The organism is Parabacteroides sp. CT06, from assembly GCF_002257605.1.
GTDB lineage: Bacteria > Bacteroidota > Bacteroidia > Bacteroidales > Tannerellaceae > Parabacteroides > Parabacteroides distasonis.
Window position 1 is genome coordinate 5,027,760 of record NZ_CP022754.1, and the last position, 15,987, is coordinate 5,043,746.

Annotated in this window: 11 protein-coding genes; all 11 read left to right on the plus strand. The window is 39.5% G+C overall.

Annotated elements, in window-relative coordinates:
• Positions 1-4: 4 nt before the first annotated feature.
• Positions 5-2,344, plus strand: coding sequence for a beta-galactosidase (locus CI960_RS21830; RefSeq protein ID WP_005860169.1), 2,340 nt, complete (start codon positions 5-7; stop codon positions 2,342-2,344).
• 300 nt (positions 2,345-2,644) lie between these two features.
• On the plus strand, positions 2,645-3,532 hold the full coding sequence (locus tag CI960_RS21835; protein ID WP_232520568.1) for an amidohydrolase family protein: 888 nt from the start codon (positions 2,645-2,647) through the stop codon (positions 3,530-3,532).
• A complete protein-coding gene (locus CI960_RS21840; protein WP_005860165.1) occupies positions 3,529-4,674 on the plus strand; it encodes a glycerate kinase in 1,146 nt (381 codons plus the stop codon). The genes CI960_RS21835 and CI960_RS21840 overlap by 4 nt, the downstream gene beginning before the upstream one ends.
• Before the next feature lie 12 nt (positions 4,675-4,686).
• Positions 4,687-5,934 (plus strand): GntP family permease, encoded by a 1,248-nt coding sequence (locus CI960_RS21845; RefSeq protein WP_005860163.1) that lies wholly within the window; start codon positions 4,687-4,689, stop codon positions 5,932-5,934.
• Between the two features lie 126 nt (positions 5,935-6,060).
• Positions 6,061-7,272: a DUF418 domain-containing protein gene (locus CI960_RS21850; protein ID WP_005860161.1), complete on the plus strand. Its 1,212-nt coding sequence runs from the start codon at positions 6,061-6,063 to the stop codon at positions 7,270-7,272.
• A 326-nt stretch (positions 7,273-7,598) separates the two neighbouring features.
• Complete coding sequence (locus CI960_RS21855; RefSeq protein ID WP_005860159.1) at positions 7,599-8,189, plus strand: RNA polymerase sigma-70 factor; 591 nt, start codon at positions 7,599-7,601, stop codon at positions 8,187-8,189.
• Positions 8,190-8,269: 80 nt separating this feature from the next.
• Complete coding sequence (locus CI960_RS21860) at positions 8,270-9,193, plus strand: FecR family protein (protein ID WP_005860157.1); 924 nt, start codon at positions 8,270-8,272, stop codon at positions 9,191-9,193.
• Positions 9,194-9,418: 225 nt separating this feature from the next.
• Positions 9,419-12,736 carry a TonB-dependent receptor gene (locus CI960_RS21865; RefSeq protein WP_005860155.1) on the plus strand — a complete coding sequence of 1,106 codons (3,318 nt, stop codon included), beginning with the start codon at positions 9,419-9,421 and terminating at the stop codon, positions 12,734-12,736.
• Between the two features lie 11 nt (positions 12,737-12,747).
• Positions 12,748-14,262 carry a RagB/SusD family nutrient uptake outer membrane protein gene (locus CI960_RS21870; protein ID WP_005860153.1) on the plus strand — a complete coding sequence of 505 codons (1,515 nt, stop codon included), beginning with the start codon at positions 12,748-12,750 and terminating at the stop codon, positions 14,260-14,262.
• Between the two features lie 15 nt (positions 14,263-14,277).
• Entirely contained in the window at positions 14,278-15,108 is an 831-nt protein-coding gene (locus tag CI960_RS21875) for a metallophosphoesterase (protein ID WP_005860151.1), read from the plus strand.
• Positions 15,109-15,335: 227 nt separating this feature from the next.
• Positions 15,336-15,914 (plus strand): RNA polymerase sigma factor, encoded by a 579-nt coding sequence (locus tag CI960_RS21880; RefSeq protein WP_005860149.1) that lies wholly within the window; start codon positions 15,336-15,338, stop codon positions 15,912-15,914.
• Positions 15,915-15,987: the final 73 nt, after the last annotated feature.

A 15,987-nucleotide genomic window follows, 5' to 3' on the forward strand; every position in this document is an offset into this window, starting at 1 on the left:
TCTAATGAAATCTAATAAAGTAAATCATTCTCTAGATAATTTAGCAAAGTCTGTGGATGCGAACAATGGCCGTAGGTCTTTTTTGAAGAGAGCGACAGCCGCCACATTATCGTTTACAGGCGCTAGTCTTTTTTCGGTAGTTGATGCCGTACCTACGGCTAAGGTGGAAAATAAATCGATGGATAATAATGAAACTCCTTGGTTTCGTAAAGTTACAAGATGGGGACAAACCAATATTACGGAGAAAGATCCTATCATTTATGATATTGATTGGTGGCGTAATCAATGGAAAAAAACGCAAATACAAGGTGTTGTCATAAATGCGGGAGGTATCGTAGCTTATTATCCAACAAAGATTCCTTATCATTATCAAGCACAATATTTACAGGGACGGGACTTGTTTGGTGATCTATGCCGTGCCGCCCACGAGGATGGGTTGGCTGTCTTTGCCCGTATGGATTCAAACCGTGCGAATGAAGAGCTTTATAAGGCTCATCCGGATTGGTTTGCCTTGGATGCGAAAGGAAAGCCCTATAAAGCGGGCGATTTGTATATTACTTGCATAAGTGGTCCTTATTATAAGGAACATATCCCTTCGATATTGAAAGAGATATATGAGTTGTATCATCCCGAGGGGTTTACGGATAATAGCTGGAGTGGTTTAGGACGTGAGTCCATTTGTTATTGTGAGAATTGCAGGAAGAGTTTTCGTGCTAAAACAGGAAAAGAACTGCCTAAAAAGAAAGATTGGAATGATCCTGTCTATCGCCAATGGATACGTTGGAGTTATGAGCAAAGATTAGAAATATGGGATTTGAATAATCGTACGACGAAAGCGGTAGGTGGTCCGAATTGTGTTTGGTCGGGCATGAATAGTGGGTGGATAAGTACCCAATCCGGATTCTTTCGCGATTTTAAGGAGATCGCTAAACGAGCGGATATCATTATGCTTGATCACCAATCAAGGAATGATGCTACAGGTTTCCAGAATATAGCGGATGCCGGAAAACTAATCCATGGCTTGTTAGGTTGGGATAAATTAATACCCAATAGTATGGCCATGTATCAAGCGGGAAGGCCGACTTTCAGGATTTCTACCAAACCCGTACAGGAAGCACATATGTGGATGATCGAGGCCTTTGCCGGGGGAATCCAACCTTGGTGGCATCATATCGCGGCTTATCATGAGGACCGTCGTATGTATCATACGGCCGAGCCGATATTCAAATGGCATAAAGCGAATGAGGAATATCTGATTAACCGGGAACCCATAGGCACGGTCGGTGTCGTTTGGTCTCAAGGAAACCATGATTTTTATGGTCGTAATGATACGGAAAATAAGGTGAATCTTCCTTGGAGAGGCATTGTGGAGGCTCTTATCCGTGCTCGAATCCCTTACCTGCCTGTCAATGCGGATCATATAGATCGCGACGCTTCAAGATTTAAGACTCTTGTATTACCGAATGTGGGAAGTATGACAAAAGAACAAATAGCTAGTGTTAAACGATTCGTCGAGAATGGGGGAAGCTTGTTTGCTACGGGAGAAAGCTCTTTGTATGATGAATTTGGCGAACCCTTAAAAGATTTCGCATTGGGAGATTTATTCAAGGCGCATCTAAAGAATGATCGTTTAAAAGTCTCTAATAAGACACTTCATACTTATTTAAGACTGACCCCTGAAATTCGGGCGAATATTTATGGACCGCAGACGGGTACGGAGCCCGGGATCACGGGAGAAAGACATGCTATATTGAAAGGTTTTGAGCAAACGGATATCCTTCCTTTCGGAGGAGAACTATGGCCTCTTCAAGTGGATGCGAATGCGGATGTATTGATGACTTTTATTCCTGAATTCCCTATTTATCCTCCGGAAACAGCTTGGATGAGAGAACCGAAAACGGATATACCGGGACTTATTCTGAATACATTGTCGAATGGTAGTCGTATCGTTTATATGCCTGCTGATATAGATCGGCAATTCGCTCGTTATAATCTTCCTGATCATGGTAATTTACTCTCTAATATAATCAAATGGACATTGAAGGATGAATTGCCTATTGTAGTTTCCGGACCGGGGCTGATCGATTGTAGCCTGTATAAACAGCCGGGTAGAATGATTCTTCACCTTGTTAATTTAACAAGTGCGGCTACATGGCGTGCGCCTTTGGAGGAATACATTCCTGTGGGTCCCATTAAGATTAAGATTAAATTAGAGGATCATATCCAAGGGGAATATCCGACATTGCTTGTATCCGGACAAAGAATTATCGCGGATGTGGAGAAAGGCTGGAGTACATTCCAAATTACTTCTATCGCTAATCACGAGGTGGTTGTACTTACTTAACTAGATAATCAGTGGCATACCATCATGCGATAATTCGCATGATGGATATGTTACTGGGTAAATAAAGATGGATTTAAAATGAAGAAGATATTTATCAAAAGATACGGTTTCCTATTTACTTGTTTCATCTCTTATGCGATAGCCACGTCCGCGCAGACTTCGGATTTGAGACTTGTGGATTGGTCGCCTAAAAGTCAATTGGTCGTTAAGGAAACCAAAATAATTAAGCCTAAATATCCAGTGATCGATATTCATAATCATTTAAGGGATCTTAGTAAGGCCGAGTATTATTTGAAAGAGATGGATAAGGCTGGAGTCTGGATGTGTGCTAATTTGGATGGTCTTTCAGAGAATGATCTTTATAAGGAAAATTTGAGCGTGTATCACGCTATCTCGCGAGAAAGGTTTCTCGTTTTCTTTTCTCCTGATTTTAGTAGGATTGATGAGACCGGTTTTGGCGAAAAGGAAGCTGAAAGATTGGAAGAGGCCGTGCGAATGGGGGCTCGGGGACTACAAATTTATAAGGCATTGGGGCTGACTTTAAAAGATAAGAATGGCAAATTGATTCGAATCGATGATCCTCGCATAGATCCTATTTGGGCAAAGTGTGGTGAATTGGGAATCCCTGTTATGATTCACTCCTCAGATCCAAAGGCTTTTCATGATGGTCCTGTGGATAAATATAATGAGCGGTATGAGGAATTGATCGCTAATCCGGCTTGGGCTTATTTTAATACGAATATTCCGTCTAAGGAGGATTTATTGGATCAGAGAAATCGAGTGATAGAACGGCATCCAAATACGATTTTTATTGCGGCTCATATGGCAAACTTAGCAGAAGACTTGGGCCGTGTAGCCTTATGGTTGGAGAAATATCCTAATTTGTATATTGATATTGACGCAAGAATCAGCGAATTGGGGCGTCAACCGTATACCGCAAGAAAATTTATGATTAAATATCAAGATCGTATTCTTTTTGCTACTGATACTCAACCGAATGCGGAGGCTTATCGTGTACATTATCGTTTCTTGGAAACGGATGATGAGTTTTTTGATCCTGCACCTGCACATAAATTTCAAGCGAGATGGATGATTTATGGTGTATATTTGCCGGATGAAGTATTGGAGAAGATATATAATAAGAATGCTATTAAAATATTGAATAGGTATAAGGAGGAGATTAAATGAAAAAAATCGTTGTTGCTTCCGATTCATTTAAAGGCTCAGTATCTTCTATTGAAGTGGCTGAATGTGCCGAGTTGGCGATCCATAAGGTCTTTCCGGATTGCGAGGTCGTGAAAATCCCGGTTGGGGATGGGGGAGAAGGTACCGTGGAGACTTTAATTACGGCGATGGGTGGAGAAGCCGTATCTTGTGTCGTACATGATCCGTTGATGAGATCGGTCGAGGCCACTTATGGGATACTGGGAGATAATCGTACGGCGGTTATCGAGATGGCAACGGCGAGTGGTCTTACGTTAGTGCCTGTGTCGGAGCGTAATCCCTTGAGAACAACGACGTATGGAACCGGAGAGTTGATAAAAGACGCTATGGATCGTGGTTGCCGGGATTTCTTGATAGGAATAGGAGGAAGCGCAACGAATGACGGAGGAACCGGTATGTTGCAGGCCTTGGGTTTTCGTTTTCTTGATAGAAACGGGAATGAGCTGGGATTGGGTGGGCAGATCCTTAATCAGATTTATGAGATAGATTGCTCAAGGGCATTATCGCAATTGCGGGAAACTTCATTTACCATAGCCTGCGATGTGAATAACCCTTTTTATGGTGAGAAAGGGGCGGCGTATGTCTTTGCCCGCCAAAAGGGAGCGGACGACACTATGGTCCGTTTGCTGGATGAGGGCTTGCGAAATTTTGCGGAAGTCATAAAAAGAACGGGACGAATAGAGATAGACGACATTCCGGGTGCGGGAGCCGCAGGTGGTTTAGGTGGAGGATTTGTCGCTTTCCTAAAGGCTGAACTTAAACCCGGTATCCAGATGGTTCTGGATGCCTTGCGTTTTGATGAATGTATACGGGGGGCGGATCTAATTATTACGGGAGAAGGTAAACTGGATAAACAGACTTGCATGGGAAAGACCCCATGCGGAGTATTGCAGGCAGGCATGAGACAGGGTATCCCGGTTATCGTAATGGGTGGTTCCGTAGAGGAGGTAGAGGCGCTTAATAAATCCGGGTTTCTGGCGGTCTTGCCACTTCTTCCTTATCCGGTTTCCTTGGAGCAGGCGATGGATAAGGATTTCACTTGCTGGAATATTGGGCGTGCCTTGGAACAACAATTGCGTGTAATCCAATACTATATGAATCACTAATACATGGGTATTATGAGTGCATGGGGAGCTTTTATCGGATTATTAGTGTCGATTTTCTTGATTATAAGAAAGGTATCGCCAGTCTATAGCCTTATTTTAGGGGCATTAGTAGGAGGATTATTAGGGGGTGTGTCGTTGCCGGAAACGGTCTCTTTAATGATCAGTGGAGTAAATGACGTAACTCCGGCCGTCATTCGGATCTTGACGGCGGGGGTATTGTCGGGGATATTGGTGAAAACAGGTGCGGCGGCTTCTATCTCCAATACGATCATTTATAGATTGGGAGAACGGCATGTGTTTTTTGCGCTCGCTTTCGCTACGATGTTGCTGACGGCTATTGGAGTGTTTATTGATGTTGCTGTTATTACGGTGGCTCCGATTGCGTTGAGTATCGGCCGGAAACTGGCGGTTCCCCGGGGTAGCCTTTTGTTGATGATGATCGGTGGAGGAAAATGTGGCAATATCATTTCTCCGAATCCGAATACGATTATCGCCGCTGAGAATTTTCATGCGGATTTGTACTCTGTCATGTATGCGAACTTGATCCCGGCGTTGGTTGGCTTGTTGTTTACGGTATATGTCATAGGCCGTTTCTTACCCCGGCAAAATGGATTTTATGCGAACGAGGAGATAGATAACCTGCAAGCGGATCTCCCCTCCTTCGCCTCTAGCATGGTCGCTCCGGTAGTGACGATCCTACTGCTGTCGTTTCGCCCTTTATTCCATGTGGCGATCGATCCGATGATAGCCTTGCCCGTTGGAGGAATCGTTGGGATTCTGGCGATGAGGAAATGGTCATTGATTACGGACAGCCTCTCGTATGGACTCAAGAAGATGTCGAATGTCTCGATCCTGTTGGTCGGGACAGGCACTATAGCGGGAGTGATCAAGGCTTCCTCTATCAAGGATGTTTTATTAGATGCGTTATCGCATACGAATATGGGAGAGCTTTTATTGGCTCCGGTTTCCGGCGTATTGATGTCTGCCGCTACAGCCTCTACTACAGCCGGAGCGACAGTTGCCTCTTCGTCATTCGCAGATATTATTATCGCCGCCGGTATCAGTGGTGTCTGGGGAGCCGCTATGATTAATTCCGGTGCTACCGTGCTTGATCATTTGCCGCATGGATCGTTCTTCCACGCTACTGGTGGGGTAGCGGATATAAGCATTCGTGAGCGGTTGAGGCTGATTCCTTATGAGACCGCGATCGGCGCTATTTTGGCCATTGGGACTATAATTGCTTATCTTACCGTGAATTAATTCTTTTCGTGATAAGGCTTATTCTTTTCGTTTTGGAGTTTGAAAGTATTGCGGCGTTTAGTGCCACCATTTACTTTTGCGTTATCAAACTTGAAAAAACGAATAAGAATAAAAATTATTACGGATATGGAAATGAATAAGACACTTGCTTCGTCCGGTGGACGTATTACGGTAATCGACGCTCTGCGTGGCTTCTCCTTGATTGGTATTTGCTTGATTCATGGGATGCAGCATTTTGGCGCTATGGGTACGATGGCTCCCCAAGCCATGTTCCCTTGGGAAGGGACGCTGGATGAGATTTTTCGGTGGTTTATTAATTACTTGGTGTTTGGCAAGTTCTTCATTATATTTTCTTGCCTGTTTGGTTTGAGCTTCTTTATCCAGATGGACCGGGCAGCTCAAAAAGGTGTTGATTTCCGTCCTCGTTTCTTATGGCGATTGGTATTGTTGCTTGTGATTGGTTTTGTTCATGGTTTATTGGCCCGTGTAGATATTTTGTTGGTGTATGCGTTGCTTGGTTTTGTATTGGTATTGATGTATAAATGGCCGACTAAATTATTGGTGGGAATCACCCTTTTCCTTTTCTTGGGCGGTGCCTCGCTAATTCCCGTAGCGTATAAGGCTGTAACGGCTCCTACCGTCGAGCAAGTGGTGGAGAGACCGGCTGCCGCACCTATCGCTCGTGCTGAGGCTCCCCGGCGAGTCCCGACATTAGCCGAGACCATTGAGAACAACGCTTGGGACGGATTGGTAGGAAAAATGAATTTCCAGTTTGCCAGCGGTCGTATCTATCTGACCTTGGGATTGTTTATCCTCGGATTTATCGTAGGCCGAATCCGCTTGTTCCAACGCATGGATGAGTTCCGTAGCCGTTTGAATTACGGGGCGTTGGTCGCGTTGGTTTTAATCGGCTTGTTGTATCTGCTAAAACCTTATATACCTGCCGCATCTTGGCGTGAGGTCTCTATCAATGCGTGGATGGGTGCTACGACAACTAACTTGATTAATCTGATGACGGCTTATCTGTGGGTGGTGTTGGTCTTAGAGGCTTACCGCTCGGTAAAAGTTCAAAATGCCATGAAACCATTGGTTAGCTATGGGCGTATGGGATTGACAAACTATATCGTACAATCCGTGACCGGTGTCTTTATTTTCTCCGGTTTTGGCTTGGATTGGAGCCATTTGGGTGTTTTCTTGAGTGTATTGGTCTGCCTTGGATTTACGGCCATACAGATAGCCTTTAGCCAATATTGGCTGTCCGGCTTGCGCTACGGCCCGATGGAGTGGTTATGGCGGACCGGCACGTATATGAAATGGCAACCCATCCGTTTGGGTTAAGCCGGAAAGCTTTGTTCTCAATACAAATTCCGTACAATAAGACCACTGATGAGTCTAGTGCATAAAATGCTAAAAATCAGAGTCAAAAAAGCACGATGATCTTTCATCCAAAACATGTACGACTTTTTGAAAAAACATGTACGTGTTTTGGATGAAAGTCGTACGTGTTTGTCCCGAATCCTTCCACTGAAAACCAGAGCGCATATAAAAATCTACAAGAAGCTTCATTTAAACGGAGCGGTAAATGAAAAAGCTGTGGATGGAAGATCGTATAATTAGAAATAATATTTTTAATTTTCATTTTAAAATCTCATCTTTGCGATGAGATGGATGTTAAGGAACAGTCAATAGTACAGAAATTACGGAATGGCGACCAAGGTGCGTATCGATATTTATATGATCGTCATTATGTGGTACTATGTCAATTTGCGAATGAGTTGGTTGGCGATCCATTTCTAGCGGAGACTATAGTTGGTGATGTGATATTTCATCTGTGGGAAATCCGTGAGACATTGGATATAAATAGCTCTCTTCGTGCTTATCTAATGCGGGCTGTGCGGAACCGCTGTTATAACCATATCTCATCAGAAAAGGAAAAGAAGGAAGTCCGTTTCTCGAAGATTGAGCCTGAGACCTTGGGGTGGGACGCTATGATACAATCGGATGAACAGCCGCTCGGTATATTACTTGAACGGGAGTTAGAGAAGGAGATCATGAAATCAATCGATAGTTTAGGCGATGAATGTAAACGAGTTTTTAGAAAAAGCCGTTTTGAGCATAAGAAAAATGAGGAAATTGCTACAGAGCTAGGAATTTCTGTCAATACGGTTAAATACCACATAAAGATGGCTTTAACCCGCCTACATCAAGATCTGAGGAAGTATCTGATCTTGTTGATATCATTTTTCTCCTTGTGAGAATGAAAAAATTGATGTTTCTCACTACCCCTTGAGGAGAAATAACTGTCTTATATATAAAAGCTGGATATTTAATCTATATGGAAGAAAAGAAATCACATACGAAAAACGAGCGATCATTACCTGATCATGAAGAACAAGAACTTTGGTTCTCTGCTTTGGCTGCCGATGATTCCTGTGCCTATAATGTCGATAAGGCGTTCGATCGTTTTGTTTCTCGTACCCAGCAAAAACGCCGTACGGTTTTCAATATTCCTAAAATCGTTTATGGTGCGGCAGCGGTTATCCTATTATTGATCGCTTCTACGATTTCCTATTGGTGGGGTGAGCGGCAATTACAGAACCAGTTTGCGGATATCTTGGTGGAAGCTCCTTTAGGGGCCAAGACCAAGCTGATTTTACCGGATAGCACATTGGTCTGGTTAAACGCTGGCTCAAAGATCGTATATTCGCAAGGTTTTGGGGTGAAAGACCGCCATCTTCGGCTGAATGGAGAGGCTTATTTTGAGGTGAGGAAAAATGAGAAGTTACCTTTTGATGTAATGACGAAAGAGTTGAATGTAAAAGTATTGGGTACTAAATTCAACTTCCGGAATTATGACGAGGACGAAGAGGTAACCGTGAATCTGTTGGAAGGAAAAGTTCAGCTGGAGAATTATGTGAAGAAGATGGGAATAAACTACTTGTCTCCTTCAGAGAAGGTTACCTTGAATAAACTTACCGGGGAAATGATTATAAGCCGGGCGGAAGTGAAAAACGCTAAGGAATGGATGAATGGCGGACTTTTCTTCGATGAGATGCCTCTTTCTGACATCGTGAAAGAACTGAATCGTAGCTATAATGTGAAGATTCATATCGTGGATGAGCAATTGGCCCATAATCGCTTTTATGCGTTATTCAATAGAAAAGAACAGAGTATATATAATGTGTTAGATATTATAACTGCTACAAATCAAGTAAGATATAAAGTGGAAGGTGATAGTATTCTGCTTTATGCGAAGTGATAAATAATTGTTTAACCTTAAAATTGTTTTAATATGGAGAATATGGAAGGAGATTAAAAAAAGAGTAACAGGATAAAAAAGGAATCGGAGAATGGGCTAGATCCTCCGACTCATAAATCCTCAAATTACATTATGCAAATGATCTGGATGAGGAATACAAATGTAATCAATACTCTGAAAGGTCATCATCAATCACAAGTTAAATTACTAAAAATTAAGCTATTTATGAAAGTTGTAAAAAAGGCCATTTATGTGGCTGTAGCTTTGTTTTGCTTAAATCTAACTGTTAGTGCTCAGGATATAACATTGAAAGTGAGTAATATAACAGTGAAGCAAGCAATGGATGAATTGAAGAGTAGGAGCGGCTACTCATTTGTATTTTCGTCGGCGGACGTGGATACAGGAAAGAAAGTATCTGTGTCTGCTGAGAATCAATCAGTCGATGCGGTAATCGAACAGATTCTGCGTGGTCAGGAGTTGACCTATGAGATAAGAGACAAGAATGTCATTATACGTAAGAAAACTTCAAGTATAAAGGAGACTTCTAAAAAAGCAATTGAAGTAATCGGTACTGTTTTGGATTCTAAGGGAGTACCTATTATAGGAGCTAATGTGGTTATAAAAGGTACAACAAATGGTACGATCTCTGATTTTGATGGAAATTTCTCTATACAAAATATTCCAGCGAATGCCGTATTGATAGTTTCTTATATCGGATATGTAGATAAAGAAATAGCAGTAGGGGATGAATCTGTTATAAAAGTTATATTATCTGAGGATATGCAAGCTTTGGACGAGGTGGTCGTTGTTGGTTATGGCACTATGAAAAAAAGTGATTTAACTGGATCAATCTCAAATGTTAAATCGGATAAATTGCTAAATAGGCCAGTCACTAATATTACTCAATCTTTGCAAGGAAAAGTTGCGGGTGTTGAAGTATTCCAGAATTCAGGAGCACCAGGTGGACATGTAAGAATGAGAATAAGGGGTGATAATTCTATTAAATCATCAAATGAACCTTTGTATGTAGTTGATGGAATCATTGGGGTTACGAGTGAACTGCTGAATCCTAATGATGTAGAGTCAATAGAGGTTTTAAAGGATGCTTCAGCTACAGCTATTTACGGTGCTAGAGGTGCTAATGGAGTTGTGTTAGTTACTACTAAGCGAGGTCTGAAAGGTAAACCTATAGTTTCTTATGAAGGGTATATGGCTATTGGTACTCCTGCAAAGAAAATAGATGTCTTAAATTCTGAAGAATTCATGCAAGTTTATAATAGCTTATACGAAAATGCTAAGAAATATGATCCTAAAGGATATGAAGAAGGTAAATATGCAAATCGTAATCTCCCTTCAAATTATCCGAACTTGTTTGATGCAAATGGGAAACCTTTATATGATACAGATTGGCAAGATGAGGCATATCGAACCGCTATTTCCCATAATCACCAAATAAGTATGAGAGGAGGAACGGATAATACTACTTATGGCTTGTTTGTGTCTTATAAGGATGAAAATGGAATTATGTTAGAGTCTGGACTAAAGCGGTATAGTGGAAAGATAACATTGGATACAAAAGTCAAGGATTGGCTAACTGTTGGTGGTATGTTATCAGTTAATCAAGTTAATGAAAATAGAGTATTCACATTGACTGATACTGGAGCTGCGTCTCGTAGTGTCTTAGAGACTTTGCCTATAATCCCTGTTAAGTACCCGGATGGGACATGGGGAAGTAATAGGGATTGGCCGGGTACGGAGGACGACAATCCTGTTCGGCTTTTAAAAGAACGTTCAAGATTGTATTATACTACTCAATCAGTTGGTAATATTTATTTAGATTTCAAGATTATTAAAGATTTGTCATTACGTTCTAATATAGGTATAGAATTAATCAATATGAAGAATAATAGCTATACCGGAAAAGGTTTAAGAATTGCTACCAGCCAGCAGGGTATAGCATCTATTGAGGCTCAAAGACAGTATTATTGGCAGAATGAGAATTATTTTAATTATAATAAGACATTTGGAAAGTATCATCGGCTAAATGCAATGTTAGGACTGAGCTGGCAGCAAAAGTATAGTGAGAGAGTGCAGGCCCGTCATGAAAATTTCATGGATGATTTTTATCAGTGGCATAACTTAGGTGTCGGTACGGTAGTAAAGCCATCTTCTTCCAATGATTATAGATGGGGTCTAAATTCATATTTTGCGAGAGTAAATTATAACTATAAAGAAAAATATCTCTTAACTGTAACGGGCCGATATGATGGATCTTCTAAATTTGGAAAGAATAATAAGTATGCTTTTTTCCCATCTGCGGCTTTGGCTTGGAGAGTTTCAGAAGAATCATTTTTAAAGAGTAACGATGTTATTAGTAATTTAAAAATAAGAGCAAGTGTTGGTGTGACAGGAAATCAGGAAATTGGAGATTATGCTTTTGCGCAAAATATGGGTACATCTAATATTATTCTTGATAATAATTATGAAACAGGTTTATATCGTAACTCTTTTGGAAATCCTGATTTGAAGTGGGAAAAAACTATACAGGCAGATGCGGGATTTGATTTGTCCTTATTTAATAATCGCATAGAAGTTATTGCGGATTATTATCATAAAACTACGAAAGATCTATTACTGGATGCTCCTATTCCGTATAGCTCTGGACTAGAAACTGTCACGAAGAATATTGGGTCGATTAGAAATCAAGGTCTTGAGCTGACTTTAAATACGCATAATGTTAAAAATAAAAATTTTAATTGGTATACAAATCTTAGCTGGTCTATGAATCGGAATAAAGTTTTGAAATTGGGTGTTAACGATGAAGACATTTTTCCGGGACCTTACCAAGGAGGTGAGATAACAGTATTAAGAGTTGGTAAGCCTATTGGAGCTTTTTGGGGCAAAGTTCGTATGGGAACATGGGGCGAGTCTGAAATAGAAGAGGCTAAGAAGTATGAGAGATTACCTGGTGATTTAAAGTATAAAGACTTGAATAATGATGGTAAGATCAATAATGAGGATGAGACAATAATTGGTTATAGTTCTCCTAAATGGGTTATGAATTTTTCGAATACGTTTGTTTATAAGAACCTTGATCTTACGGTAGATCTGAGAGTAGTCTTTGGGAATAAAGTATTTAATAGGACAAAAATGACTTTGGAGAACCGTTCTGGAATTGCTAATAGTTTAGCGTCGGTGTTAAACTGTTGGAGTCCACAAAATCAATCATCTATGATTGCGGAGCGACGTCCGACAACGGCCTATTTCGACTATATGCATGATGATTATCTAGTTGAAGATGGCTCATTTGTAAGAGGACAAAACATAATGCTTGGATATACATTCCCTAAGTCAGTAGTTTCTAAGTTGCGATTGCAAAATTTGAGAATATACGCTAGTGGGCAAAATGTATTCTGTATTACTAAATATAGTGGATATGATCCGGAAAGTACAACTTATGAAAATACTTTTGCGCAAGGGGTTGATTTCTTTACATATCCTAAACCTCGAACATTTACTTTTGGTGTCAATTTATCTTTTTAATTAGTAAATATATGAAAAGCACATATTTAATTATACTAAGTTCCTTATTCTTGTTGTCTTGTACAAATTTCTTAGATGAAGAATCAACAGGAACGATGTCTATTGATTCTAATTTATCAAGTGTAGAATCTTGTACGGCATTAGCGAATAGTACCTATGTTAATACGAATGTATTTGATGCTAATGAAGGCACATGGGGAGGAAATACGATTTGGCTTTTGGAATTCATGACAGGAAAAGTGAATTCTGAAGCTTCCCAAACTGAATTTCTGGATTTTAGAAATCTAACGTTAAACTCAAGAAGCCGATATATCGAAAAGTGGTGGGCTGATTGCTATGCGGGAATTGCTAAAGCAAATCTGGCGATAAAAAAGATACCAGAGTTTTCTGGCGTAGATAAGAATATACGTTCAAGACTTTTGGGGGAAGCCTATTTTATGAGAGCTTTGTATTATTTTTATTTAGTTAGAATATTTGGAGATTTGCCTAAAATAACAGAAGTACAATCAGAATTGGCAGAGTTATATATACCCCGTTCTCCAATAAAAGAGATCTATGATGAAATTATTATCCCAGATTTACTGAATGCGGAGCAGTCTTCCCTGCCAATTAAAGATGAAACAGGTAGAGTATCTATGGGGGCTGTGAAATCTTTATTAGCAGATGTTTATTTGACTTATGCTGGTTTTCCAGTTCAAGGTGGAAAAAAATATTATGCGGAGTCTGCAAAAAAGAGTTTAGAAGTGATATCTTCTGGGGTATATAGTTTATATCCTGAATACTCTGATTTGAGACAACCTTCAAACAATAATAAGAAAGAATTTATTTTTCAAGTTCAATTTTCTATGGATAAGTCTCATAATGATATGATTCCAAAAGTCTTACCTCCTAAGTCTGATATATCAGCTTATTCAAGTGAATATGGATCACTTGTCCCAACTAAGGAATTTTATGAGAGTTTTAGAGAAAATGATAAGAGAGCACAGGAGCGGGAGTTCTTTTTTTCGTCGTATCCAGGCAATCCTAAAAAACTTCCGGCGGATTCTCCTAATCTAGAGAAAGTTGATTTTGGCGGATTTTATATTTATAAGTTTTTTGATGAGAATGCAATTGTTAATACTGCGAAATCAGATTTAAATTGGACACTTTATCGTTATGCTGATGTCTTGTTAATGTATGCGGAAGCTCAGGTTGAGGCTGATGGACACGCTAATAGTACTGCTTTAGAAGCTTTGAATTTGGTTCGTAGACGGGCAAAGTTGCCTGATTTTATGAATTCAAATAAAGAGGTATTTAAAGAAGCTGTATGGGATGAGCGCTATTTTGAACTTTGTTTTGAAGGAAAAATTTGGTTTGATATGGTTCGAACTCGTAAAATCCGTAATGACTTTAATGGAAAATATGAGAATTTTACAGAGTATACAACCGTATATGGTAAACGATATACTAACCAGTTCTTATTATTTCCTTTGCCTCAACGTGAGATGAATGCGAATACCGCATTAGTTCAGAATGAAGGTTATTAATTAAAATATTGTATTATGAGTAGATTATTTGTGTATTTAGTTGTTGCGATTTTTTGCATTACAAAAACTTTGGCTCAGTCTGAATCTTTTTATTTTATTCAATTATCAGACCCTCAGTTTGGAATGTTAGAAAAAAATAAGAGTTTCTCTCAAGAGACAATGATTATGGAAAAGGTTATTGCTGCGATCAATAATTTAAATCCTGCATTTGTGGTTATCACTGGCGATATGGTAAATGATGGTAAGGATCAAAAGCAAATTGATGAATTTAAGCGGGTTTGTAAATTGATAAAAAAAAGTATTCCTGTTTATGTGTTACCAGGAAATCATGATTTAAGTCAACAGTGTACAGACGAGTCTATTAGTAATTATATGGATGAATATGGTTATGATTGTTTTTCTTTTCAAGTGAATAATAGTTGTTTTATAGGATTGAATACACCTGTTATTTTTGCAAATCGAGAAGAAAAGGAAAAATCTCAACTGATTTGGTTGGAAAAGATTCTAGAGAATTCTCAGAAATGTAATCACCGTATTCTTTTCGGACATTATCCTTTCTTTGTGAAAGAATCCAATGAGGCAAACCGATATGAGAATATTCCCTTAGAAAAACGAAAAACATATTTAGATCTTATGAGTAAATATCGAGTAAGTAATATGTTTGCGGGACATTTACATTATAATGCAATGAGTTCTTATGAGGATTTCAATATAACAATAACGAATTCTATTTGTACTCCTTTGGGTAAAGATCGAATCGGCATTCGAATTATTAAGGTATATCCGGATAAGGTGGTTCATGACTATTATGATTTAGAGCAAATACCTTCTGATGTTGTTTTGTAATGGATAGTCTATAAAAAGAGGATGTATGAAGCATCCTCTTTTAGTATGAAGTCTGTCTTTGTGATCTCTATACATATTGATAGATAGTTCCTCTAAGTTAATTTGCACCTTATTGTCTTATAGCGCATTTTCCTCCTCACAAAATAAATTCTTAGGTAAAGTATCCAACAGTCATAGTTTTTGCTATTTTTGCCATATCTGATTACTTAAAAGGAGAAGGAAATAATATGATAGCAGATGAGAAAATTTTGTTGCGCCAACTAAAAGAAGGTTCACATCAAGCTTTCCAACGTCTGTATGAATCTTATTTCGATTTGTTTTATGGTTTTATTTTTCGTCTCACCCGGTCTCATGGACTTACAACGGAGGTTGTACAAATCGCATTTTCAAAAGTTTGGAATAGTCATACTCGAATTGTACCCGAAGAATCCTTTAAAGCATGGTTATTCAAGATTGGAAAGAATGAAGTGATCAATGCCATGAAAAAACAGTGGAATGATCCGCTATTTGTTGATTTCTTGTCTTATTGTGAGACTGAGTCTATGAGTGTAGAGCCAGATGACTCCTATGATTTCAATCAATTCAAGGCCGACTTGGCAGTGGCAAAGCGAAAACTCACCTTTAGACAACGCCTCGTTTTTGAGCTTTATAACGAACAGGGGTTATCTGCTAAAGAAATAGCGGAACAATTACAGATTAATGAACAATCTGTTTACAATCATCTATCTAAAGCACTCGCTATCCTTCGGGATGAATTGCGGGTTTATGGATCTATGTTGCTGTATTTTCTTTTGTTAAGAATGTAATTCGCACTTACCTCGATTTATTCCTATTTTACGATAGGCTACGGTTCTGCAAGCTTAGAACTAAGTCCTTATT